The sequence below is a fragment of the Bacillus sp. AFS077874 genome, assembly GCF_002566505.1.
In the GTDB taxonomy this organism is placed as follows: Bacteria; Bacillota; Bacilli; order Bacillales; family Bacillaceae_G; genus Gottfriedia.
Map to the genome: position 1 here is coordinate 159141 of NZ_NUYF01000006.1, position 24430 is coordinate 183570.

Below are 24430 nucleotides of genomic sequence, written 5' to 3' on the forward strand. Positions count from 1 at the left end.
TTTTTGCTGAAAAATTTAAATAAGAGGTCCAACTATGCAAATAAATATTGGCGAGTTGTAAAAAAACATTGAACTGCAAATAAAATCTGAGAATCGCAATTAAAATTAATAAAACAGCAATTAAAATTAGAGAATAGCAATTAAAATTGCCAAAACTGCAATTAAATCCAAGGAAATCGCAAATAAAGTTAATAATTACCCATACCGGATGGGGTATTGTGAATCGGAAATTGTATAATAGCAGATCAGTTTAAATGGAAAACTAGCTAATGTAATCTAAATCTTACAATTTCAACTAAACGATTTAATTATTCTTAAAGATAGATAAGTATCTCAACCACAAATGAAAAGTACATCCTGAAATACCCCCACTATTTAGATTAACAAATAATTGTTCCAAAAGAGTTAAGGAGACATCGTGTGAAATTTGAGATGGCTCCTTTTTTTGTCTTTTATAGAAATTTATTTCGTGGTAATAGGCTAATAAATTAATAGATTGAATGTAAATTGCATGAAATTGGTTTATTCCGATGGAGAATTATGTTGTAATTTGTCGATTTTTTTAAAGGGTATTGAGTAAACGTTGATAAATCAAGGTTTGCTATAACCCAATTGATTAAATATAGAAAATTCTCAATAATATAATTAATAGAAATAAACGACAAATGTCATTCTATTTTGTTGATTACTTGAAGATGTTGTCAAAAAAACTTATTTCTAGTATTAACTTAAAAGGCAATCTAAGAAGAAAAATGAACTGGAGGAAGAAAAATGGGGGAAAAGAGAGAAAAAAGTAAAGTTCTAAAAAGTTTTACTGTTTTAGCTTTAACATCTAGTTTTATTTTAGGTTCTCTTGGGCAAGTAACAAATGTATCAAATGCAGCAAGTCCAAGTAAGGCAGAAGATATTTTGGCAAGTTTAAGTTCAGAGCAAAGAGCAGCTCTTAAGCAGCTTTCTACTAGTGAAGAAACTGGGCTTCAAATTTCTTCAGATATTAACTTGGACTCTACTGAACAAACGAATGTCATTGTAGAGTTTGCCAATAAACCAGTTAAGGTTGCTCAAATTGAAGCGAGCGTTGAGGGTAAAACATTAACAAAAACTGATGCACAAAAATTAATTGATCAAGACCATGCTACTTTTACAAAAGACATAGAACAAGTTTTAACAAATACAAAAAGTAAAAAGGTAGATTATAAAATTAATCGTTCATTTAAACATGCATTCAATGGTGTTTCGATCACACTACCAGCAAACCAAATAAAGAATCTATTAAAATCAAAAGCGGTAAAGACAGTTTGGAGTAATGAGAAATTCTCAATTGATCCGCCTGCAAAAAATCAAGAAAACGAACAATTAAAAGCAGACGAGTTTAATGTTGCAAACTATTCTCCTTATGATCAGCTAGATCGTCTACATGCAGAAGGCTATACAGGTAAAGGGATTAAAATTGGTATTTTAGATACAGGTATGGATTATAACCATCCAGATTTAAAAGATGCATATAAAGGCGGATATGATTTTGTCGATAATGATAATGATCCGATGGAAACAACATATGAGGATTGGAAGAAATCAGGAAAACCAGAAGTAAACGGTTCTACTTATTATACTGAACATGGTACACATGTTGCAGGAATTATCGGTGGGCGTGGAGTAGCTGATAGTGAGTATTCATCTGTTGGTGCTGCACCAGAAGCAGATCTTTATGCTTATCGTGTACTAGGTCCATATGGTGGCGGAACAAGTGAAGGAATTATTGCAGGAATTGATAGAGCAGTAAAAGATGGCATGGATGTTATTAACATGTCACTTGGAGCATCATTGAATGATCCACTTTACGCTACTTCTATCGCTGTAAACAACGCAGTATTAAGTGGGGTAACGACAGTTGTTGCAGCTGGTAATGATGGAGACAAAATGTATACATTAGGTTCGCCAGGATCAGCTGCATTAGCTTTAACAGTTGGTGCTTCATCTGTTGCAATTGATATATATCAATATGCCGGTGTACTCAATGGTAAAAATTACAATCTAAGACAATTAACGAAAAATTACAAAGATGATTTATCAGCATTAAAAGAGAAATCGATTAAACTAGTCGATGTAGGACTTGGAGATCAAGCTGGTTATAAAAATAAAGATGTAAAAGGGAAATTTGTATTCATGAACCGAGGAGTTTATACATTAGACTCTAAAGTTGCATATGCCAAAGCTCAAGGTGCTGTGGGTGTTATCATGGCTAACGATGAAGCAAACAAGGCAGAGGGAGCAATTCAGACATTCCTTGGTGAATCAATGAATGCGATTCCTTCATTCTCAGTTTCATTTGAAGAGGGTTCAGTAATTTCTGCAGCATTAAAAGCTGGTAAATCAGATTTCACATTTGGTGATTTCAAAAAAATCCAAACAGCATCTGATGAATTAGCAGGGTTTAGTTCAAGAGGTCCTTCACGAATCAATTATGATATCAAACCGGAAGTCACAGCACCTGGAGTATCAATACTAGCAACTGTTCCATTTTATGTAAATGATAAGAACGTTGACGGCTCAAAACCTGAAGATTATAAATATGCGTATGCACGACTATCAGGTACTTCAATGGCCACTCCTTATGTAGCTGGTGTATCAGCATTATTACTTCAATCAAATAAAGATCTTGAGCCAGCTGATGTAAAATCTATTTTAATGAATACAGCTGATCCATTAACAAAGGATTATAGTGTATTTGAGATAGGAAGCGGTCGAGTTGATGCATATGAAGCAATCCATTCTAATGTAGAAATTCAGGTAGTAGATCAAACACCGACAATCATTAATGGAAAACAAAAAACAATCAAAGAATTAACCGGTGGATTTAGTTTTGGTTCAATTGGATTTGATAACAAAGATATTTCAGAATCTCGCAATGTTACATTGAAAAATAGAAGTGAAAAAGCGAAAACATTTAGTGTAAAAGCTAAATTCCAAACGGGCACTAGAGGATCTTTAGATGCGGCTAAAAATAATGTAACATTAACTGGTCCTACTTCAGTAAAGTTAAATGGAATTAGTTCTAAATCAATCAATTTTAGCTTAAACATTCCAAAAACAGCTGAAAAAGGCACATATGAAGGGTATATTGTATTTACAAATAATGCAGACCCTACTGAAGAATACCAAATTCCATTTGGTGGACGTGTTGTTAATGAAGGAATCGATTTCTTTAAAGCTGACCCATTGTTTTCAACTGATACTAGCTGGCCAGCAAATTCATTTCCATTTCTTGGGTTTGAATTCTCATTAAAATCTCACATGAAGACATTGGATATTCTTTTATCCGATCCAAAGACAGGTGAAGATCTTGGTTTAGTTGGTTCATTTACACCAATTACTTTAAATGATAATCAGTCGTATTTTATTGGAAGAGGATTTAATTCGATTTACTATCCATTTACAGGAGATTCTAAAAATCCAATTAGCAATGAACCGAGCTTTGCGCAACCAGGTCATTATCAATTAAAGATGGTTGGAACAAATGAAAATGGAAAAACGTTCACAAAAGTTTCTGATTTCATTTACGATTTAGCCCCTCCAACTATGACGTCAAGTTTTGACTCTTTAGATCAAAAGGTAATTGAATATAATGATGCACAGTTTGATTCAAATGGAGAATTTTTATACGACTTTAATATTAATCTAAATGACCCTGAAACAGATCAAGCAAATAAATTAGGTTTAGATGTAGATCAATCAAGTAACTCAGTTGTTTCGTTTTATAATAGTCCATTTCCTGCAAATCCAATTAAAACAGATAAAAATGGAAACTATAGTGACCAAATTGTAGTGAGAAAACAATCTGCGCCGTTGGAAGTTTCGTTCTATGGTATTGATGCAGCAAAAAACTTTACTGCTAACGCAACTAATAAGTTAAGCGTCGCATTTGTGGATCAAAATTTACCGTACTACTATTTAAAAGCAGATAAAAACCTTCTTAAGACTGGTGAAGCTGTAAATTACACTGTTCGTTCGAACAATGTGGAAAATTTAAAGACAACTAAAATTACAATGAGAAATTATAATTATGCTTCAATTGAGAATGTAGTTGTAAATGATGCAGTTAAAAAGTATGGTAAAGCAGAGGTTAGTGTAAATACTACACCAACGAGTCATACATTTACATTTACATATTTTGGAGATAAAGCATTACCAGAAGATTTACCATTATTTAATTTTGACCTTAAAATAGATAACAAGTATCTTAATGAAAGTCCTTACTGGTTTGATATGAATGCAACAACAATAGATCAAGCAAATGTTGAGACAAAAGATATCTACACTTATATGGAAAGATATAAATTAAAGCCAACTGTTTCTAGAATAAGAGGTGTATTACAAGTTGAAGGTGGCTTAGATCCAGTTACAGGTGAACCGAATTATGCTATTGATCTAAGTAAAGCCAATGCAAAAGTAACAGTTACTTCGTACGATGGAAAAACAGTTACTCAAGCACCAATTACAGACAAATATGGTTCATATGATGTTGATGGAATAAAAGCTGATAAAAATGCCTATACATTAACAGTGGATGTACCTGGGCACTTTACGATGAACCAACAAGTTGTTTTATCATATGAAATTCGTGGTGAAACTGTAGGTAAATTCTATAAATATAGTTTAGCAACTGCTGCAGCTGGAGACGTTAACAAAGATAATGTAATCGATGTACTAGATGCATTAGCTGTACAAACTTATTGGGGTACAAATAAAGCAACAGCAGACTTTAATTTTGATAAAGTAGTAGATAAAAAGGATATGGACTTTGTTGTTCGAAACTTTGGATTACAAAATCCTACTGTTGATAAAGCTCCAAAAGCAAAAACTACTTATAAAGGTGCAACTTTAGATAGTATTTTAAAAGAGTTAGGTTTAAATTAATCATAATTTAGAAGAGGGAAGCCAGCTAGATTGGCTTCCCTTATTTATATTATAGGAATATACGTGGAATGATGAAGTAGAGAATTGCAAATAAAATAGTGAAAAATGCAATTAAAAAAGTTGGAACTGCAATTAAAAAATAGAAATCTGCAAATAAATTGGGGAGTGTGCAAATAAATATTCGAAAACTACAAATAAAATTGCCAAATCTACAAATAAAAAAGTCAAATCTGCAAATAAGATTGCTGGAACAACATATAAAGCTATTAATTTTAATTAAATTGAGTGAAAAAACATAGATAAGTAAAATGATAAATTGAAAAATGATCAAAAACAGAAGTAAAATCCAATGAAACAATCGAAATGCTCAAACTGAGAACTCAAATAGCATTCTCTCAGATTGTCCACAAACGTTCGTATTCTTTGTTACTAATGGTAACTCATCCTTCTCTAGTTCGGTACTCTTTACAATAAAATGTGTTAATTTTTGACCATTAAAATGATGAATTAAAATATTCTAAAATAGTTTTATCATGTCCAATCAGTAAGATAAAGCGATCATCCTGAGGTTTATCTAAAACGATTAAAGTTTAATTAAAAAAGGTAAGCGTTTTCAAAGAACTGACTACTTCTTTTAAAATGATAATAAAATTGGGTTATTTCGATTGTTTTTCACAGGAGAATTTAGAAGAATTCTGTCGAATGTAGAGAGGGAGAATTTATAACTTTGGTAAATTAGGGGAGGGATAACCCAATTGACCGAAAATTGGAAAAAAATGATAATAAATGTAGAAAGTAAATTTGATGTAAAGAGGTATATATGAAGATAAAAAGTAGCTTACTATTTTATAAATCATAGATCTTCATTGAATTTTACTTTAGATAAATAAAAGCCAGGAGGAAGAAGAATGGGGAAAAGAGTGAAGAAAAGTAAGTTTGTATCAGGCTTTACCGTATTAGCTCTATCATCTAGTGTTGTTGTTGCACCGATTGCACATGTAACAAATGTTTCAAAGGCAGCGGGGAAAACGAAGACAGAAACAATACTTGCAAATTTAACTTCCCAGCAACGAGCTGCTTTAAAACAAATTTCAACGAATGAATCGACAGGGCTTCAAATCTCATCAGACATAGATCAAACGACTACAAAACAAACATCAGTTATTGTAGAGTTTGCAAATAAGCCTGCGAAAGTGGCCCAAATTCAGGCGCAAGTAGAAGGTAAATCATTAACTGAGACACAAGCAGGGAAATTAGTTGATCAAGATCATACTACCTTTAGTGCAGAAGTGGGACAAGTTCTTAAAGATGAAAATAATAAAAAGGTAGATTTTAAAATTAAACATTCATATAAAAATGCCTTTAACGGCGTTTCAATGAGTCTACCAGCTAATCAAATTAAGAATCTATTAAAATCAAAAGCAGTTAAAACTGTATGGAGTAACGAGAAGTTCTCTATTGACCCTCCAAAAGAATCAGATAAGAATAGCGAGTTAAAAGCAGACGAGTCTAAAGTTGCAAACTATACGCCATATGATGGATTGGATAAGCTACATGCTGAAGGCTATACAGGAAAGGGCATTAAAGTTGGTATTCTTGATACAGGTATCGATTACAACCACCCAGATTTAAAAGACGCTTTCAAAGGTGGATATGATTTTGTAGATAATGATAATGATCCAATGGAGACTACATATGCTGATTGGGTAAAAGCTGGTAAACCAGGTTTTGCAAATGGAGCTGATTATTATACTGAGCATGGTACTCACGTAGCAGGTATCATTGGTGGACGTGGTGCATCAGATAGTGAATACAAACAGGTTGGTGCAGCACCGGAGTCTGATATCTATTCATATCGTGTACTTGGACCTGGTGGGGTTGGAACAAGTGAAGCGATTATCGCTGGTCTTGATAAAGCAGTAAAAGATGGCATGGATGTTATTAATATGTCATTAGGTGCATCGTTAAATGATCCACTTTATGCAACTTCTATCGCGGTTAACAATGCTGTATTAAGTGGCGTAACGACTGTCGTAGCTGCAGGAAATGATGGAGACAAAATGGACACATTAGGTTCACCGGGAGCGGCTGCATTAGCATTAACTGTCGGAGCTTCATCAGTTGCAATTGATCTTTATCAATTTAACGGATCACAGGATGGAAACAAATACAACTTTAGACAATTAGCTCAAAACTACTCTGATAATTTAACGACATTAAAAGGTAAAAACTATCAACTCGTTGACGTAGGTTTAGCAAATCCATCTGATTTTACAGGAAAAGAGTTAAAAGGCAAGATTGCTTACATTCAACGTGGAACGATTGCTTTGATTGATAAAATTAAAAATGCAAAAGCAGCTGGCGCTGTTGGTGTATTAATGGCTAATAATATTGATAACCAAAGTGAAGGAGCAATCCAAGCATTCTTAGGTGAGTCGGTAGATGCTATTCCTTCATTCTCAGTATCATATGAAGAGGGATTAAAAATCACAGCAGCGGTTAAAGCAGGTAGAAATGATGTTTCTTTTGGTGACTATACTAAGCTACAAACAGCTTCAGATGAATTAGCGACGTTTAGTTCAAGAGGACCATCACGTGTAAACTATGATATCAAGCCAGAAGTGACTGCTCCGGGTGTTTCAATTCTTTCAAGTGTACCATTTTATGTAAATAATAAAACAGGCGATGGATCAAAGCCTGAAGATTATAAGTATGCTTATGAGCGTATGTCTGGAACATCAATGGCAACACCATATGTAGCAGGTGTATCTGCCCTATTACTTCAATCAAATAAAGACTTGCAACCAGAAGATATCAAATCAATCCTAATGAATACAGCTGATCCATTATCAAAAGCGTATAGTGTATTTGAAGTAGGTAGTGGACGTGTAGATGCATATGAAGCAATTCATTCAAATGTAGAATTAGAAGTGGTTGATAAGACACCAACAATCGTAAACGGCAAGGAAAAATTAATTAATGAGTTAACCGGTGGGATGAGCTTTGGTTCATTTGGATTTGATAATAATGATATTGCAGATTCTCGCAGTGTTACTTTAAAGAATCGTAGTGAAAAAGCAAAAACATTTAGTGTTGACGTGAAATATCAAACTGGTTTAAGAGGATCTAAGGATGCAGCTTCGAATAATGTTACACTTTCGGGACCTACATCAGTGAAGTTAAATGGAATTAGTTCAAAATCAATTAAGTTTAATTTAAACATTCCAAAAACTGCTGAAAAAGGAACATATGAAGGGTATGTTACATTCACGAATACAGGGGATCCAACTGAGCAATATCAAATTCCGTTTGGTGTTCGTGTAGTTGAAGAGGGGATCAAATCATTTAATTTAATCAACCCACTTTATTCAAATAAAATTACAAATCCAACTTATGCGTACCCATTTATTGATGGAAGTGTTTCTCTGAAAACACATATGAAATCATTAGATGTTATCGTTCAAGATCCAACAACTGGTCAAGATTTAGGTATTATTGGATCATTTAATACCTCAGTAATAAAAGAAGATGTAGTGTACAATATTGGTCGACTTGTAGGAGGATATTACTTCCCATTCACTGGAGATGCGAAAAACCCGATTAGCAGTAAATATGAATTAATTAAACCAGGCCACTACAAATTAAGACTAGTTGGTTTGAGTGAAAGTGGAAAAACATTTGCTGAAGCTAGAGACTTTGTGCTGGAATATGCTGTTCCTAATATGACTTCAAGCTTTGACAAATTAGATCAAAAGGTTATCGAGTATAGTGATAGTCAACTAGATAAAAATGGACAAATGTTATACGACTTCAACATTAACGTAAATGATCCAGAAATTGACGAAGCGAAAAAATACGGTATTAAAGCGGATCAATCAGATAACACAATTGTTTATACTTATAATTCTTTCTTCCCATCATTACCTATTAACGTAGATAAAAATGGGGATTATACGGATCAAATTTTAGTTGATAGTAAATATTCAGTATTACCATTAACATTCTATGGAATGGATGCAGCGTTAAATCCAACTGCTCAAATTAGAATTTCTTTTGTAAAAAATACAACTCCGTATTACTACTTAAAAGCGAATAAGCAAAATATCGTACCTGGTGATACTGTAAGCTACTCAGTGAAAGCAAATAATATTAGTAACTTAAAAACGACTAAATTAACGCTTCAATTGAATAATAATCAAGGTATCCTTAACAATATTCTAGTAAATGATGAAGTTAAAAAATATGGCGATGCACAAGTTACAGTTAAAACATCACCAACTACTTGGGACTATATTACACAATATGACTTTACTTTTACTTACTCAGGTTCAGCTAAGCTACCAGAGGATACTCAATTATTTAATTTCGATATTAAAACAATCGATAAATCATTCACAACAGGTTCAGCGATCAACTTCTCAGGTAACGGTGCATCTACAATTGACACATCAAATGTTGAAACGAAAAATGTCTACACTTATATTGAAGGTTACAATGTAAAACCAACAGTTTCAAAACTTTCAGGAACACTTCAAGTAGAAGGAGCAAAAAACCCTGTAACGGGTGAAACAAACTATGCGATTGATCAAAGTAAATTAGGTGCGAAAATTACATTAACATCTTATGATGGTAAAACTGTTTTACAAACACCAATCACATCAAAACAAGGTGATTATGCATTCGATGGTGTGAAATTAGACAGTAAACCTTATACATTATCTGTTGATGTACCAGGACACTTTACAATGAATCAAAAAATGGATAATTTATTTGATAATATCAGAGGTGATTTAATTGGTAAGCAATTGCGCTACTTATTAGATGTTGCACCTGCTGGTGATGCAAATAAAGACGATGTAATCGACGTACTAGATGCATTTGCTGTACAAACTTACTGGGGCACAAACAAAGCATCTGCTGACTTCAACTTTGATAAAGTAGTTGATGCAAAAGATATGGATTATGTAGTTAAGAATTTTGGATTGCAAAATTCAACAGTTCCAAATCCTCCTAAAGCGAAAAGTTCATATAAAGGTGCTACATTAGATAGTATCTTTACAGAGTTAGGATTAAACAAGTAATAAAGAGTAAGAGATTTTATAAGGATATTAAGCAGCCTTCTCCCGATTATTTTATGGGAGAAGGCTTTTTATTTTAGTTTATTGGTAAATTTATACATAATAAAATTCACTTCAGGTTAATTTAAAGAAATAAAGGATTTGTAGGGAGACTTTTTATGAATAAAAAGTTTATTTATTCAACTCATATTTATATCTTGATTATTATGTCTACCGGATTTATGTTGCATGTATTTATCGTTCCTGGTATTTTGACATCTACTCATAGAGATTCATGGGTAACGGTTGTTGCTAGTATTCTCCCTTTCGTGATTTGGACAACTTTAGTTTTTTATTTGTATAAAAAGCTTAAAAATGAAGATATTTTATCTGTGATGTTTAAAGTATTGCATAAACCGATAGCGTACATACTATCCACCATCTTTGTTGCCTACTTTTTATTATCAGCTTTTGTTACCTTTCGATTTACCCTTATTTGGGCAAATACAAATTATACCCAAGATATTCCGGATATTATTGTAGCGTTTTTAATTTTAATGATCTGCTTTTATGCGGCATTTAAAGGGATTCGTACAATTGGTACGATTGCATTTTTGATTTTACCACCAGTTGTTCTGTTTGGTTTTTTAGTCGGTATAGGGAACGATAAGAACAAAAATTATGGTTTACTATTTCCTATTTTCGAAAAAGGATATCATGATTTTTTTCATGGCTTTGTATATACTTGCTCAGGTTTTTTTGAAATCATTTTCATATTATTTTTAAATTCCTTTTTAAAAGATAAAGTAAAAGTAAAATGGTTAATGATCGTAAGTTTTATATTATTAATGTTAATCCTAGGGCCACTGACAGGAGCGATTATGGAGTTTGGACCTGTTGAGGCAGAAAAAATGAGAAATCCCGTTTATGAACAATGGAAACTTCTAACGTTAGGAGTGAATATTACTAGATTGGATTTTTTATCAATTTTTCAGTGGTTGTCAGGCGCGTTTGTTCGGATCAGTTTAAATCTATATATTGCAAATTACATCATCAATTATAGTGGAAGAAAAAAGTGGAGTTTACCAGTATTGTCACTTTTTTTATTCGTAGCAGTAATGATTCCTTGGAATGCAACGTCATTTTATAACTTTTTACAATACTACTATTTTCCAATAAATTTAATCTTTTTATCGTGTACCATGATAATATTCTTAGTTATTTCAAAATTAAAAGGTGATTCAGCATGACTAAAGATTCGACAACTTTAGAAAACCTTAATTTATTAAAATTTATGGAGTCTTTTAATCATTCATCGGATATAGATTTCAGAACGAAATCATATAAGGAAGGAGAAGACTCGCATTTTGTCATTATAATGTTTTGTCCAAATTTGATTGACACTCAATTTAGTAATCAAATCATTAATGATATCTTTAATGTGATTAAGAAAGAAGAGAAATTCAATTTTGAGTTATTAAGTAACTTAGTCGAGACTAAAAGGTTGAAAGAAATATCAAATATTAAAAAGGAAGTTGAAGAAAATTTATTTTCTGGAGATTTAGTCATATTTAGTTCGTATTTAAATGATGTATTCTTTATACAAGTAGCGAATCCACCAAAACGAAATCCAGAAGAATCTAATTTAGAAAATTCAATTCGTGGCCCAAGAGATGGATTTGTAGAAAATATTTCCGATAATATGGCACTAATTCGTCAAAGACTTAAGACCTCAACATTAAAAAGTGTCGGATTTACAATCGGTGAACGAAGTCGAACGAAAGTTCTATTAGTTTATATGGAAGATATTATTAATCCTTCGATTCTATCTGATGCAAAGCAACGACTTAACTCAATAAAAAAAGACGTAATTGTAAGTAGCTATGAAATTGAAGAGGCACTATATGATCAACCATTTTCAATTTTTCCACTATTAGATAATATAGGTAGACCCGATTTCGTTGTACAATCGTTAAATCAAGGAAGATTTGCAGTAATTGTTGATGGAAATCCAACTTGTTTATTAGGACCTACTAATTTAAATCAACTTGTTTATTCACCTGAAGATATACATGCGAGCTTTTATTATAATAACGTAGTTAGATATCTTAGAATTATTGCTATTGTAACAACTATTTTCCTACCGGGATTTTATATTGCATTAGTGACATTTCATATAGATCAAATACCTTATCAATTACTTGCCACGATTGGTATGGCTAGGAATGGACTACCTTTTTCAGCACCATTAGAAGCCTGTTTAATGCTAGCATTTTTTGAATTATTTAAAGAAGCCGGGATACGCTTGCCGAAAGCAGTAGGTCAAACTGTAGCCGTTTTAGGGGGACTTTTCATTGGTGATGCCGCGATACGCGCAGGATTAACATCACCTTCTATGCTTGTTGTAATAGCTCTAACTGTTATTTCAGGCTATACATTAATTAATCAAAATATATCAGGAAATATTGTAATCCTCCGCTTTTTTGTTTTATTTTTATCGTCTATTTTAGGGTTGATAGGTTTTTTTACTGGCTTTTTTCTAATTAGTACGATGATTGTTTCGTTAGAAAGCTTTGGTCAACCGTATATAACTTTATTGTCAGTTCCGAAACTATCTGACTTCTTAAATGTAGTTTTTAAGTTGCCGCAAAAGTATAAGAAGACAAGACATCAAGCTCTCAATCCAATTGATGAAGACCGTCAGAAGGAGTGATGTATAGGATGACAAAATTACTAATCATCATACTGATGGTCTTTTATTTATTCACTTTAACAGGATGCTGGGGAGAGCGAACGATTATTGATCAAACTTTGGTAACGAGTTTTGGAATTGATTATAAGGACAATCAATATATTGTAACAATTCAAGCGCTTAACTTTTCGAATATAGCGAAGCAAGAAAGCGGGGCATTACAAGTACCTGCTCCTCCACTAATCGGTCAAGCAACAGGAAAAAGTATACAGTCAGCGTTTACTAAATTGGAATCAAAATCACCAATACCTTTATATTTTGGTCATGTGAACAGTGTCATCTTAAGTAAATCGGTAATAGAAAAAAAAATGAAAGATGTCAATTCATTTATTAGCGGAAGACCGTTATTAAGATACACAATGTGGTACTATGGTACCGAGTTGGAAATTAAAGATATCTTGTTAAGTCAAAGTTTTTTTAACTTACCCTTTTTATATACAGTAGTGAATAACCCTGCTGAAAAGAGCAGAGGTAGCCTAATTCTTTTAAGTAAGCAATTTCATGACTTTATTTCAAGATATACTCAACCAGTAGGAACAGTATTGATACCATCACTAGATATTGAAGATAAGAATTTTAATGAGCAAAAAGAGGATAAGATAGCCTATATTGATGGTGCCTATGTAATCTCGCAGCAAAAATATAAAGGTCAAGTAAAATTAAAAGATATAAAATCACTGGATTATTTGCAGCAAAAAAATTATAGTTTGCCACTAATACTTGAAAAAGATAAATTGAATATAGAAATTAGAAGCTCAAATGGTTCAGTTAAAGTCATAAAAGGTGGTAAGAAGCCAAAGTATATTATAAATATAAAAACAAATGTAGCTATTGTACAGAACGAGAATAATTTAAGTAGAAATAAAATTGCTTCTAAAATCAGAAATAAAATGAAAAAAGAAATTATAAAGACAATGAAAAAAGGAGAAGAGCTTCATGCCGATCTCTTAAATATTTCGGAAAAGCCTTATCGATTTAATCGAAAAGAATGGGATTTAAGAGCCTTGAATGATGTTGATACTAATTCGATAAAAGATATAAAAGTAAATGTGCATATTATAGGAAGTAAAGTTTATAAAAGATGAAAGTTGTTTTGAATTGAGAAGAGCGAAAAAGGAAGGTTAATTTTTATCAAAGAGACCTTCTTTTTTATGCTCATTTTTATTAAAAATGAATTATGATAGAAATGAACTAAGTAAAAGGAGAAAGGTTATGACTGAAGGAGTAAAAGATAATTGGTTTCCAGGGCGATGGTTAGGTGGGGTATCCTTAATTTTAGGTCCAATTTTTATGCTGATTGGTGTCATTTTAAGAAGTAAGTTTCATTTCTTTTTTCCTGACCAACTTGAAGCATACAAAGCTCATCCAACTTTATTATTTTTATCTTATAGTTTCTTTATTGCTGGGAATGTCTTATTGTGGCCAGCAGTTATCTCACTTTGTAGATTAATCAGTATAAAAAAGCCAAATTGGGCAGTATGGGGAGGAAGTTTTGCGATATTTGGCCTTTTTGCTCGTACATTTCATGCTGGAGTCGATCATCTAGCTTTTCAAATGGTTCGAATTTTAGGTGTGGACACCGCTACAAAAGTTATGGAACAATCTTATGGAGCGTTTCATATATTCCATAGTCTATCCCCTTTAATTATGTTTGGCTGGATTATTTTAGCTATTGGCTCATATCGTGCGAATGTATTGGGGTTAATTCGTTCCATACTGTTAGGACTTATGAGTTCATTACCACTAGGCGTACTAAAAGGTACAACTCCATTTTCTATTGTAGCTACATTAGCACTTTGCATTGCACTTGTACCACTTGGTTTAAGAGTTTTAAAAGATGGTTCGAGACCTAGTTTGAAGAAAATAATTGGTTCAGTTATATTAATAATCATTTTGTTAATTGGTTTATTTGTACTTGGAGAGTTAGGATAATTAGGACAAGATATTGCGATCCTTTAATTAAGGTAGATTATTTTATACGTGGAGGTGAAGACGTTGATTCTAGTTATTGGTGGGGCTCGTAGTGGAAAGAGTTCCTATGCCGAAAGACGAATAAAGGAGTTACAAACAAACGCCAATGATGTAGCTTATATTGCTACAGCAATACCATTTGACGGAGATATGAATGAAAGAATTAAAAGACATCAAGAAGATCGTCCGATTGATTGGCATACTGTTGAGCGATATAAACAATTTAATCAATTAAAAATGAATGAGGAATTTATCCAATCCAAATATGTCATTTTAGATTGCATGACAGTTATGATTACAAATTTAATGTTTGAATCTTATACTGATATTGATTTTGAGACGATGAATAATGAACAAATAAATAAACTAGAAGTAGATATAGAAAATGAAGTGAACGAGTTGATAGACGTTTGTGATCAACACGGTAAAACATTCATAATTGTATCGAATGAGGTAGGTTATGGACTTGTTCCATCTTATCGATTAGGAAGGATTTTTAGAGATATAGCTGGGCGTATAAATCAAAAAATAGCTTTAAGAGCAGAAGAAGTTATACTCGTTACAGCTGGTATACCATTAAGAATAAAGTAGGAGTACCAATATGAATCGATTTAAAATGATCCTCAGTTTTTTTTCAACCATCCCGGTTAAAAATTACAATTTTATTGAAGCCGAACTAGGAAAAGGAATTAGATTGGTTCCATTAGTAGGTGTGTTATTTGGTTTAATACTTGTTAGTTTGAATAGTGGAATTTCATTTATTTTGGACAAAGAAGCGGGTGCATTTCTTATTCTACTAGTCTATTTATTCTTAACAGGTGGATTACATTTTGATGGAGTAGCTGACACGTCAGATGGAATATTTAGTCATCGTTCAAAAGAAAGAATACTAGAGATTATGAAAGATAGTCGCATTGGTGCATTTGGGGTAATTTCTTTAATTGTTATATTTTTAGGGGATTGGTTATTTTTATCAAAGAGTACAATATTTGTTATTTTTTTATTTCCGATTATTGGAAGATGCATCGCCTTATTCACATGCAGAATAAGTACTTATGCTAGAAATGAAGGATTTGGAAGCCAATTTATAATCGAAGCCAAAAAATCTAATTCATTATTTGTTCTAATTGTCTATGTGCTACTCATTTGTGTAAGTAGTATCTTTTTAAATGAAATAGCTATTATATTTGCAGTCTGTGTTACATTTATTTTTATAGCTTTTGTAACGAAAAGAATCAATCAAAAACTAGATGGAATTACAGGGGATGTAATTGGATTTACAATTGAAGTATCCCAATTATGCTTTTTAATTTTTTCTGTAATAGGTGAGAGATTAGTATGAGAATATTTTTAATTAGACATACAGAAAGCATTGGAAATAGACAAAAGGTTTATGCAGGAATGACTGATTTTAATTTAACAGAAAAAGGCTTAAGTCAAATAGGTGGTGTGATAACCCAGTTTACGAAAATGATTGAGCCTACTTCACACTATACTTTGTATTCTAGTCCACTTCGTAGATGCACTTTATTAAGTGATGCGATTGAAGAATTAATAGGAGAATCAAAAATAGTTGATCATCGGTTACAAGAGACTAATTTTGGACTATTTGAAGGGAAATCATATACTGATCTTTTAAATGAAGTGCCTGAAGTTGTAGAAAAGTGGAATGAAGATTTGATTCATTTTCAAATTCCGAATGGGGAAAGCTTAAAGCAGTGTGCAGAACGAGTTAATACATTTTGTCATGATATTAGATCGAAAAATGAAGATGTAATGGTCGTATCACATGGAGGAATTATGAAGCTACTACTCTTAAATTTACTAAATTTAGATTTAAGTCATTTCTGGAAATTTTATACGAGTAATGGATGTATTATTGAAATTGAGTATAACGATGGTTTTGGATTTTTGAAAAATATCATTCAACTAAATTAAGAGGATGGAGAAAATTGAACGCAAAAAGAATTGTTTTACTTTCATTATTTATCGCATTAAGTGCAGTACTATCTAATATAAAAATTGTCTATTCCATTGCATTTGATTCATTGCCGGCATTTCTTGCTGCTATGATGATTTCACCGATTGCAGGCGGGATTGTAGGGGCACTAGGTCATCTTCTCACAGCAATCACTTCAGGTTTTCCATTTACAGTACCAGTGCATCTATTTATTGCAATACAAATGCTTGTGATTGTTTGGATTTTTGGCGTATTATTTAAAAAAATGAATCAATACATCGCAATGATCGTGGCAATTATCTTAAATGGTCCAGTTGCAACTTTGTTAAGTGGTCTATTAATTGCTTATTTGAATCACTCGTTTACAGTAAAGACTATTAGTAGTTTTTTTATCTTAATGGTTGTGCCATTGACTTTAGCTTCAGCGGCAAATATTGTTTTAGCATTTATACTTCAAAAGGTGATGAAACGTGCAAATTTCAAAATATAGAGATTTAACTTTAATGCATATAGATGGGAGTCGTTATTTTACTATTGCTTGTGATAGCTGCGGTGGAATAGGGATGAGTGAGCTTGATTTCATAAAAGTTGATGAAGAAATTGTAGGTTATTTAACAGCCAAATTATGTTTAGTTGAAACATTAGCATTTCGCGCTAAGCCTACTGTTTTAATTAATACTTTATGTGTAGAAATGAACGGAAGAGGTAAGCGAATAATAAACGGGATTGAAAAAGCGATTAAAGAATATAATGAAGCTAATTTTTATGAAGACAACTTAGAAATAAATATTACAGGAAGTACAGAAGAAAATATTCCAACAAAACAAACAGGTTTAGGAATTACTTTAATGGGAGAAATTTATAATCCGTTTAATAGAAAAGAAGTCATTTCAGGGGATCGTGTAATATTAATTGGTTATCCAAAAGTAGGAAATGAAGTATTAGAGGATTTAAATGAAAATAAAAACGAAATCATTAACTTTAATTCATTAAAGCAATTAACAAATTGCGAAGAAGTCTCAGATCTATTACCGACCGGTTCAAAAGGCGTTCAATATGAATTGAATCAGTTGATGGAAACACATACTATCGATATAAAATTAGTTAATCAATCTAGTATCCCATTACATAAATCGGCAGGTCCCGCGACATGTGCTCTAGCAATTATTAAAAAGGATGCGATTGAGGGATTAAAAAGGGAAATCTTACAGCCAATCACATTACTAGGTGAGATCGTTTAATGAATCGATTGAAATAAAAATTTGGAGATTTAATATGGCAGAAGCTTTAAAAGATTTATATAACGACAATTTAATTTCAAAAATTTCAAACGAAATTAATACCGTTTATACAGATTTTAATCGAGAAACATTTATGGATAAGGTTTTCAATGAGAGCTGGGAAGAAAAAACATTAAAGGAAAGAATGAGACATATTACGATTTGTTTGGGAGAGACACTTCCAAACAAATATGAAAAATCAATAGAGATTTTAAGTAGTATATTAGAGAAATTTCCAAAAGGCCAATTAAGTAGTATTTTTTTTCCTGATTTTGTTGAAGTGTACGGCTTAGATCATTGGGAAAAATCAATAGAAGCCCTAGAATTATTCACAAAGCACTCAACATCAGAATTTGCTGTTAGACCGTTCATTGTTCAAGACCAAGAACGAATGATGACACAAATGCTGAAATGGTCTACTCATCCAGATGAACATGTAAGAAGACTTGCAAGTGAAGGATGCCGTCCAAAATTACCTTGGGGGATGGTTCTAAAAAATCTAAAAAAAGACCCAACTCCAATTCTTCCTATTCTAGAAAACTTAAAGGAAGACGAGTCATTATATGTTCGCAAAAGTGTAGCAAATAATTTAAACGATATTTCGAAAGATCACCCAACTCTAGTATTAAAAATTGCGAAAGAATGGTACGGTAAAAATCCACATACGAATTGGATTATAAAGCATGCATGTAGAACATTATTAAAAAAAGGGAATATAGAAGCTTTAACGATTTTTGGATTTCAAACGACAAAAGCAATCCATATAGACAAATTCCAATTACAATCAGACAAAATCGAAATTGGTGGAGACTTAAACTTTTCATTTACAATTCATAGTAACGAACCGACTACTACAAAACTTAGAATCGAATTCGCAATTGATTATGTAAAGTCAAAAGGTAATCGTACAAGAAAAATCTTTAAAATATCCGAAAACACAATTGAAAATGACAAAACATTATCATATAACAAAACACACTCATTCAAAAACTTATCAACAAGAAAACACTACCCAGGCCAACATAGCATCACAATTCTAATCAATGGAGTTGAAAGTGGAACTTTTGACTTTATGGTAAACTAAAAAAGAGATTCCAATTTTTGGAATCTCTCAGACTGTTGACAAACGNNTGCAATCAGTCTGAAACTCACTGTGAGATTCAGATTTTTTGGAATCTCTCTATGTTTTATAAAACTCAGTTTTCTTTCCTTCTATCACTTATCCCTGTCGCTTGTGCATCATTACATCTTCAGTTAATGGAGTAAAGCCAAGTTTTTCTTGTAATACACTTTTAGGAATTTGTGATTTAGTGATTGTAACTGCTGTAACTTTTCGATTGATGTTTTCATTATGGATGATCGACATTATATCATAAAAATATGGTATAGCTGCTTCAGTATAAGCAACAGCTAATATTTCTGAATACCCAGTATCTGGTCGAATTGTCATACCAAAATAGGCAATGACTTGATTTTCTAGCTTACATTCAACTGCATAATCAAATTCAATTGAGCTATAATACTCATTCATCATGGCAACTTGTTCGTTCGTAAGAATTTGTTGCTTCATTTTTAAATCTTTCCAAACATTAAATTGAAATTGATCTTTTATCTCATACGAAAATCCAGGAATACTTTGAATTGTTTTTATAAGAAGTGGATAATACGCACCAACTATTTGTGTACGATTGGTAATGTTGAAGCCTTTTGATAAGAAATAGTCTATTTGTTTTGACCACTGTACTCTAAATCGCTGTGCAAATAGTTTTCCACCGTATTCCTCGCTAACAGCAAATTGATATACTCTTTCAAACAATTCATCTCGCACAGTATCCTCATATTCTGGCAATACCCATGGATAACCTAATGAAACAAATTCTCCTTTACCAGAGAAACTCATATAACCTACAAGCTGATCTCCGTCAAAAGCAAAGCATCTAGATTTTTCATTAAATTCAGATTGTTGTTCAAATAATTTTGGAGATAAAGTTGCTTTCCAAGCATATGGTAGAGATTCGGTCATCTTATTCCAAAAATCAAACTGCAAATCAAGATCTGATGGATTCTCATAAAAACGATAATCTATAGTCATATCAATATCCTTTCTTAAATCGTACTAATTTTAATAGTATTAAATTCATTTGGAATTGAATCATAAGAAAAGCTAATTTTAAAATCAGCAACATCTAATAGGGGCAATTAAATAAATATCACATTAATTAAAGTATGATTTTATAGTCATTCTGTTGCCTATAAAAAGAGCATTGAGTAAGATGTTTAATTAGAGTCTGTAAAGGGGCACTTTTTTGTTTCACTTTTTTAGTAATAATTACATATTTATACTCCTTAAGGTAACGATATAAAAATGACCTAAATTTAGGAGGGTACTATGAGACGGTTACTTATCAAGGGCATTATAATGTAAAAACGATTAAAGTAGATGACCCAAAAATTCAGGATAAAGAAGATGTCATTATTAAAATTACTTCAACAGCAATTTGTGGATCTGACCTACATCTTTATCAAGGCAATTTTCCAATAAAAGAAGGCTATATTATTGGACATGATCCAATGGGAATAGTCGAAGAAATTGGCCCGGGTGTTACTAATCTAAAAAAAGGGGACTGAGTTGTAATTCCATTTACTGTAGCATGTGGAACTTGTCCATATTGTACGAGTACCCCTTCGTTCCATTCAACTTATTCATCAAAAAAAGTATGCAATAAATCCTAATCAAATAGCCTTTACTTAGAGTAACCTAACAGTTCTTTATTAATCAGTTTAAGGTCAATTAAAATCAAACATCAACTTTTTAAATAATCGTTTGAACTTGTTTTTCTAAAAATTAGCTCTTATATATTTTTATCTACTTAATAATAAACAATTACTAAAATTTGTTAATAATATAAAACCGTTCAAACATATTAACATTAAAATCATTATTATCATCTAAAATTCTAAAAGGAGTTCAATAGTTTGAACTCCTTTAGATTTATCTACAGAGATATTTTATTTTGCTTATAATCTAATTGTTTTGAATGTGCCATTTTATAGGCCATCACGCCAAAGAATACTCCCGCCAATCCTCTGAATATCGTTGAAATAATCATGGCAATATTCATACTGAATGATTCAAGTAAAAAAACACCAAATTGTGGAGCGATGAAGGCAACGATTGAAAGTAAGAAATTATAATTGGCAATATAGGAAGTGCGATGTTCTTCTTCTGTAGCTTCTAGTAAGCTATTAAAAAGTATTAAAACTGTACCAGATACAAAAAATCCTGATGTAAAGTTTACAATAAATAGGTATACATAATTTGTTGATAAAATATTTAAAATAGGTGCAGATGCCATTCCGATTGAAATCCAAATTAATAATTGAGTATTACTATAACGATTCGCCATCTTTGCCCACCAACGAAAACTAACGATTTGTGAAAGTTGGTTGCTTACAGTAAATAAACTAATCCAGAAAGCAGTTGCATGAGCAAATCTTATTTGATAGATCGAAAATAAAGACCATGCCATTTGCCATGCGAAGTTAAAAAATAGTGCACAAACTAAAAATGAGATATAGGGTTTATACTGAAAAAGATGTTTTGAAAAAGGAGAATAATGATTTGAAATTTCAATTTTTTGCTTCTCCTCTTTATGTTTCAATATATAAAAGAACTCAATCATTCCGAATATAAACGCGAATAAAAAAAGTAATTGATATGGAAGGGCACTTTTTGGGCTGATGGATTTCATACATATTCCTGCTACAAGCGTTACAATCATTCCTGTAAAGGTTAGTATTCTATTTCGATTGCCAAAAAATGTGTTTCGACGATCTGCTGGAATTAAATCACCAATAAATGCTTGCCAGCTTAAATTCAGAAATGTACCTGGAAAATTCATTAATGCAATTAAAATAACAAAAAACCATGCGATATGCTCTGATTTAACAAATGGAAGAAAAACCATTATTAATAGAAAAAAACGTGTAAAGAAAATGGAGTAGGCAGTGAATTTTCTTTTTTCTTCTAGCTTATTAACCATAAAAGCAGCTGGGAGCATCGCGGCCATTCCGACGATTGAAGGTAAGGAAGAAATTAAACCAACTTGATAATTGGTAGCACCTAAAATTGCAATAGCAAACAATATAAAATAGTTATTTGATAAACTGATTGCGATTGTAGATGCAGCTCCATTTTTAATGCTCTGGGATTCATTGTGTAGCACATCTTGTTTACTGTAAATCAACTGACGTTCCTTCTTCCTTTTTATTAATTTCCTAATTTTAAACAAAATTCAAAATAGAATATTTGATTTTAAATTTTTAAATAATTCATTAGAACAATAGCATATTTATTCATTAAATTCTATGTTTTAGAACTAAGTTTTAATGTAAAATAATGGCTTTAATTTGAACGAAAATTTCCAAAAATTAGCTATTAATTTCAGAGTTTTAAAATTGCATTTTATAATAATTTTTAATAAAATAGAATAATCTGTCTGATGTACTAAGATTAATATTTAAAACATATTAAATATTGGAAAGAACATTTTTTAATAGTTAAGCCATACTAATATTAGAATTGACGTAAAAATAATCCCAATTATTTCATCGTCAATTTTTTATTTCACTATGATGATGAGTACGCGAGCGTAGTAGGCAATTGCATTACGTCTGACTTCGCCTAAAAGGCTGGTCAATCGAAGTTTTCTTTATTTTACATAATTAAGAATATACGGCAAGGAGAAGAGACATATGTTTTCACCAGTTTACAAAGTAAATGATGATGGAGAAATTTACTTAAGTACAAAAGGTTTTTCAGTAACCTACGACCAATTTAAAGAGGATGAACAAGGAAACGCATATGTAATCGTAAAAAGCGATGAAGAACCTCTAATCAGAGTAAAACTACTTCTACATAATATTGGTAATGCGAAAACAACAGAATTAGAAGTAAAAAACAAATCTGGATTAGGTCAGGTGGAAATAAGATTACTTCGTGTAAAAATTAAAAAATTCAAAAATGGATGGGGTGCAAAAATTCCTTTATCCAATGGAGAAGTGACGATTAAAGGTGATATACCTAAACACGTCAAAATCCAAGTAGTTCGAAAAGTTAAATTATCGTAAATTTTTATTTAATAATAACTAATTAGAGTTCCACTATTTTTTGTCCTTATTATGCTTATCTATTAATAATTTTAAAAACTAATTTATCGACTTATATTAATAAAACAGGGAGTCTGCTCCTACTAAATAGCCCTAGTTCTATATAAGAACTTGGGTTTTCTTTTAATCATCTTGAATAGTTATATATAATTTTGTACAACAAAGTTTCTATTTAAGAAAACTGAATCATCAACTAAAATAGTTCAGAATGTAGTATATAAAAAAGGATTTTATGAAGCTTCAAAGAATATGTAATGATTAAAATATAAAAATAACATATTCTAATAGACTTTATTAATGATAATATTTTAAAAAATGAGTAGTAAAATAGAATCCTCCGAATTGAATAAAGATGAATATTAAATGAATATAACTAAACTGTTTTTTAAGGATGTGAAAGAAATTAATATTGAAAATATAGAAGCGTTTATCCATGTAATTCACTATGGTAGCTTTAACAAAGCTGCAGAATCACTTTTTCTATCACAACCAACTGTTACAGCTAGAATTCAATCGTTAGAAAGAGAATTAAATTGTCAGCTTTTTCACCGTTCCGGTAAACAAGTTAATATTACAGAAGAGGGTAAACGCTTCTTACCGTATGCTCAACAATTAGTTCATATATACGAAAAAGGGAAGATGCACATTAATCAAAAAAAATCCCATAATAATGAATTGAAAATTGGATGCACTGTTTCGGTCTCAAACTATGTTATTTCAGAAATTCTGCCCAAACTTTCGGTAAGTAATGATGATATACATTATAAAGTTATTACAGGTAAGAGTGATGAATTAATTACTAAGGTGTTAAATAATGAAATTGATATAGGTTTTGTTCGGAAAACTAGTCACCCTAGCTTACAATCAATTAAATTATTTGAAGATCCAATTACACTTTATGTTTATAAAGATCATCCATTTATTTCAAAAAAATCAATCACAATTCAAGATATCGCTCAGGAAAATCTTATTTTCTTTGAATGCGGTTCATTAGATTGGCTTAGAATTCATCGTTTATTTGAAAATCTAGAGGCTCCTCCAAATTTTAGGATTCATACTGATAGTTCGGAGATGGCAAAAAAACTTATAATAGAACAATTTGGAATTGCTTTCTTGCCTAGTATCAGTGTCAAAAAAGAAGCTAAAGAAGGAATACTATTTCCAATACATATTGAAGAAACAAAGGGGATTTTTCTCCAAACAAATATTTTCTGTAATCGTGGAGAGTATACAGATTTAATGAATGAAATAGTTGAATTAAGCAAAGAGTTGGTGAAATAACCAACTCTTTTTTTTATAAGGATATAACAATTGGGGGCATCTA

At 31.6% G+C, this 24430-nt stretch carries 16 protein-coding genes and 1 pseudogene; 15 read left to right on the top strand and 2 right to left on the bottom strand.

Features of this window, described 5'->3' with window-relative positions; all coding sequences use genetic code 11:
- Window positions 1–771 precede the first annotated feature (771 nt).
- The 12 genes from COJ46_RS05690 (at window position 772) to COJ46_RS05745 (ending at window position 19021) form a co-directional block, all read left to right on the top strand.
- Entirely contained in the window at window positions 772–4917 is a 4146-nt protein-coding gene (locus COJ46_RS05690; RefSeq protein ID WP_098565741.1) for a S8 family serine peptidase, read from the top strand.
- 908 nt (window positions 4918–5825) lie between these two features.
- On the top strand, window positions 5826–9998 hold the full coding sequence (locus COJ46_RS05695; RefSeq protein ID WP_097976628.1) for a S8 family serine peptidase: 4173 nt from the start codon (window positions 5826–5828) through the stop codon (window positions 9996–9998).
- Window positions 9999–10153: 155 nt separating this feature from the next.
- Window positions 10154–11224: a GerAB/ArcD/ProY family transporter gene (locus COJ46_RS05700; RefSeq protein WP_098565742.1), complete on the top strand. Its 1071-nt coding sequence runs from the start codon at window positions 10154–10156 to the stop codon at window positions 11222–11224.
- The gene (locus COJ46_RS05705; RefSeq protein ID WP_097976625.1) at window positions 11221–12687 is read left to right on the top strand and encodes a spore germination protein; all 1467 of its coding nucleotides are present in this window, start codon (window positions 11221–11223) and stop codon (window positions 12685–12687) included. The genes COJ46_RS05700 and COJ46_RS05705 overlap by 4 nt, the downstream gene beginning before the upstream one ends.
- An 8-nt stretch (window positions 12688–12695) precedes the next feature.
- Window positions 12696–13811: a Ger(x)C family spore germination protein gene (locus COJ46_RS05710; RefSeq protein ID WP_176522548.1), complete on the top strand. Its 1116-nt coding sequence runs from the start codon at window positions 12696–12698 to the stop codon at window positions 13809–13811.
- Window positions 13812–13938: 127 nt separating this feature from the next.
- The gene (locus tag COJ46_RS05715; RefSeq protein WP_286133571.1) at window positions 13939–14658 is read left to right on the top strand and encodes a hypothetical protein; all 720 of its coding nucleotides are present in this window, start codon (window positions 13939–13941) and stop codon (window positions 14656–14658) included.
- A 63-nt stretch (window positions 14659–14721) separates the two neighbouring features.
- Window positions 14722–15288 (top strand): bifunctional adenosylcobinamide kinase/adenosylcobinamide-phosphate guanylyltransferase, encoded by a 567-nt coding sequence (cobU, locus tag COJ46_RS05720; RefSeq protein ID WP_217993267.1) that lies wholly within the window; start codon window positions 14722–14724, stop codon window positions 15286–15288.
- 10 nt (window positions 15289–15298) lie between these two features.
- Window positions 15299–16039 (top strand): adenosylcobinamide-GDP ribazoletransferase, encoded by a 741-nt coding sequence (gene cobS, locus COJ46_RS05725; RefSeq protein ID WP_097976622.1) that lies wholly within the window; start codon window positions 15299–15301, stop codon window positions 16037–16039.
- Entirely contained in the window at window positions 16036–16635 is a 600-nt protein-coding gene (locus COJ46_RS05730; protein ID WP_097976620.1) for a histidine phosphatase family protein, read from the top strand. The genes cobS and COJ46_RS05730 overlap by 4 nt, the downstream gene beginning before the upstream one ends.
- 14 nt (window positions 16636–16649) lie before the next feature.
- Window positions 16650–17147 carry an ECF transporter S component gene (locus COJ46_RS05735; protein WP_176522547.1) on the top strand — a complete coding sequence of 166 codons (498 nt, stop codon included), beginning with the start codon at window positions 16650–16652 and terminating at the stop codon, window positions 17145–17147.
- Window positions 17128–17898 (top strand): hypothetical protein, encoded by a 771-nt coding sequence (locus tag COJ46_RS05740; RefSeq protein ID WP_097976616.1) that lies wholly within the window; start codon window positions 17128–17130, stop codon window positions 17896–17898. Before COJ46_RS05735 ends, COJ46_RS05740 begins: the two co-directional genes overlap by 20 nt.
- A gap of 34 nt (window positions 17899–17932) precedes the next feature.
- Window positions 17933–19021 (top strand): DNA alkylation repair protein, encoded by a 1089-nt coding sequence (locus tag COJ46_RS05745; RefSeq protein WP_097976614.1) that lies wholly within the window; start codon window positions 17933–17935, stop codon window positions 19019–19021.
- Window positions 19022–19156: 135 nt separating this feature from the next.
- Here COJ46_RS05745 and COJ46_RS05750 read toward each other — a convergent pair whose 3' ends face one another.
- Window positions 19157–20029: a hypothetical protein gene (locus COJ46_RS05750; RefSeq protein WP_097976612.1), complete on the bottom strand. Its 873-nt coding sequence runs from the start codon at window positions 20027–20029 to the stop codon at window positions 19157–19159.
- A 338-nt stretch (window positions 20030–20367) separates the two neighbouring features.
- Between COJ46_RS05750 and COJ46_RS05755 the strand changes: the two are divergent.
- A pseudogene (locus COJ46_RS05755) lies at window positions 20368–20562 on the top strand (alcohol dehydrogenase catalytic domain-containing protein); the annotation flags it as partial.
- Between the two features lie 371 nt (window positions 20563–20933).
- Here the strand turns inward: COJ46_RS05755 and COJ46_RS05760 are convergent.
- Complete coding sequence (locus COJ46_RS05760) at window positions 20934–22184, bottom strand: MFS transporter (RefSeq protein ID WP_176522546.1); 1251 nt, start codon at window positions 22182–22184, stop codon at window positions 20934–20936.
- Window positions 22185–22692: 508 nt separating this feature from the next.
- Here COJ46_RS05760 and COJ46_RS05765 point away from each other — a divergent pair.
- Both COJ46_RS05765 and COJ46_RS05770 read left to right on the top strand, forming a co-directional pair.
- Entirely contained in the window at window positions 22693–23067 is a 375-nt protein-coding gene (locus COJ46_RS05765) for a hypothetical protein (RefSeq protein ID WP_097976609.1), read from the top strand.
- Between the two features lie 441 nt (window positions 23068–23508).
- Window positions 23509–24387, top strand: a complete 879-nt coding sequence (locus tag COJ46_RS05770) for a LysR family transcriptional regulator (protein ID WP_097976867.1) — start codon at window positions 23509–23511, stop codon at window positions 24385–24387.
- Window positions 24388–24430: the final 43 nt, after the last annotated feature.

Excerpts from the sequence above, each read along its gene's own strand:
- COJ46_RS05715 (WP_286133571.1), top strand. The coding sequence starts at position 13,939 with ATGACTGAAGGAGTAAAAGATAATTGGTTTCCAGGGCGATGGTTAGGT.
- COJ46_RS05765 (WP_097976609.1), top strand. The coding sequence starts at position 22,693 with ATGTTTTCACCAGTTTACAAAGTAAATGATGATGGAGAAATTTACTTA.
- COJ46_RS05710 (WP_176522548.1), top strand. The coding sequence starts at position 12,696 with ATGACAAAATTACTAATCATCATACTGATGGTCTTTTATTTATTCACT.
- COJ46_RS05705 (WP_097976625.1), top strand. The coding sequence starts at position 11,221 with ATGACTAAAGATTCGACAACTTTAGAAAACCTTAATTTATTAAAATTT.
- COJ46_RS05730 (WP_097976620.1), top strand. The coding sequence starts at position 16,036 with ATGAGAATATTTTTAATTAGACATACAGAAAGCATTGGAAATAGACAA.
- cobS (WP_097976622.1), top strand. The coding sequence starts at position 15,299 with ATGAATCGATTTAAAATGATCCTCAGTTTTTTTTCAACCATCCCGGTT.
- COJ46_RS05745 (WP_097976614.1), top strand. The coding sequence starts at position 17,933 with ATGGCAGAAGCTTTAAAAGATTTATATAACGACAATTTAATTTCAAAA.
- COJ46_RS05690 (WP_098565741.1), top strand. The coding sequence starts at position 772 with ATGGGGGAAAAGAGAGAAAAAAGTAAAGTTCTAAAAAGTTTTACTGTT.
- COJ46_RS05695 (WP_097976628.1), top strand. The coding sequence starts at position 5,826 with ATGGGGAAAAGAGTGAAGAAAAGTAAGTTTGTATCAGGCTTTACCGTA.
- COJ46_RS05700 (WP_098565742.1), top strand. The coding sequence starts at position 10,154 with ATGAATAAAAAGTTTATTTATTCAACTCATATTTATATCTTGATTATT.
- COJ46_RS05750 (WP_097976612.1), bottom strand. The coding sequence starts at position 20,029 with ATGACTATAGATTATCGTTTTTATGAGAATCCATCAGATCTTGATTTG.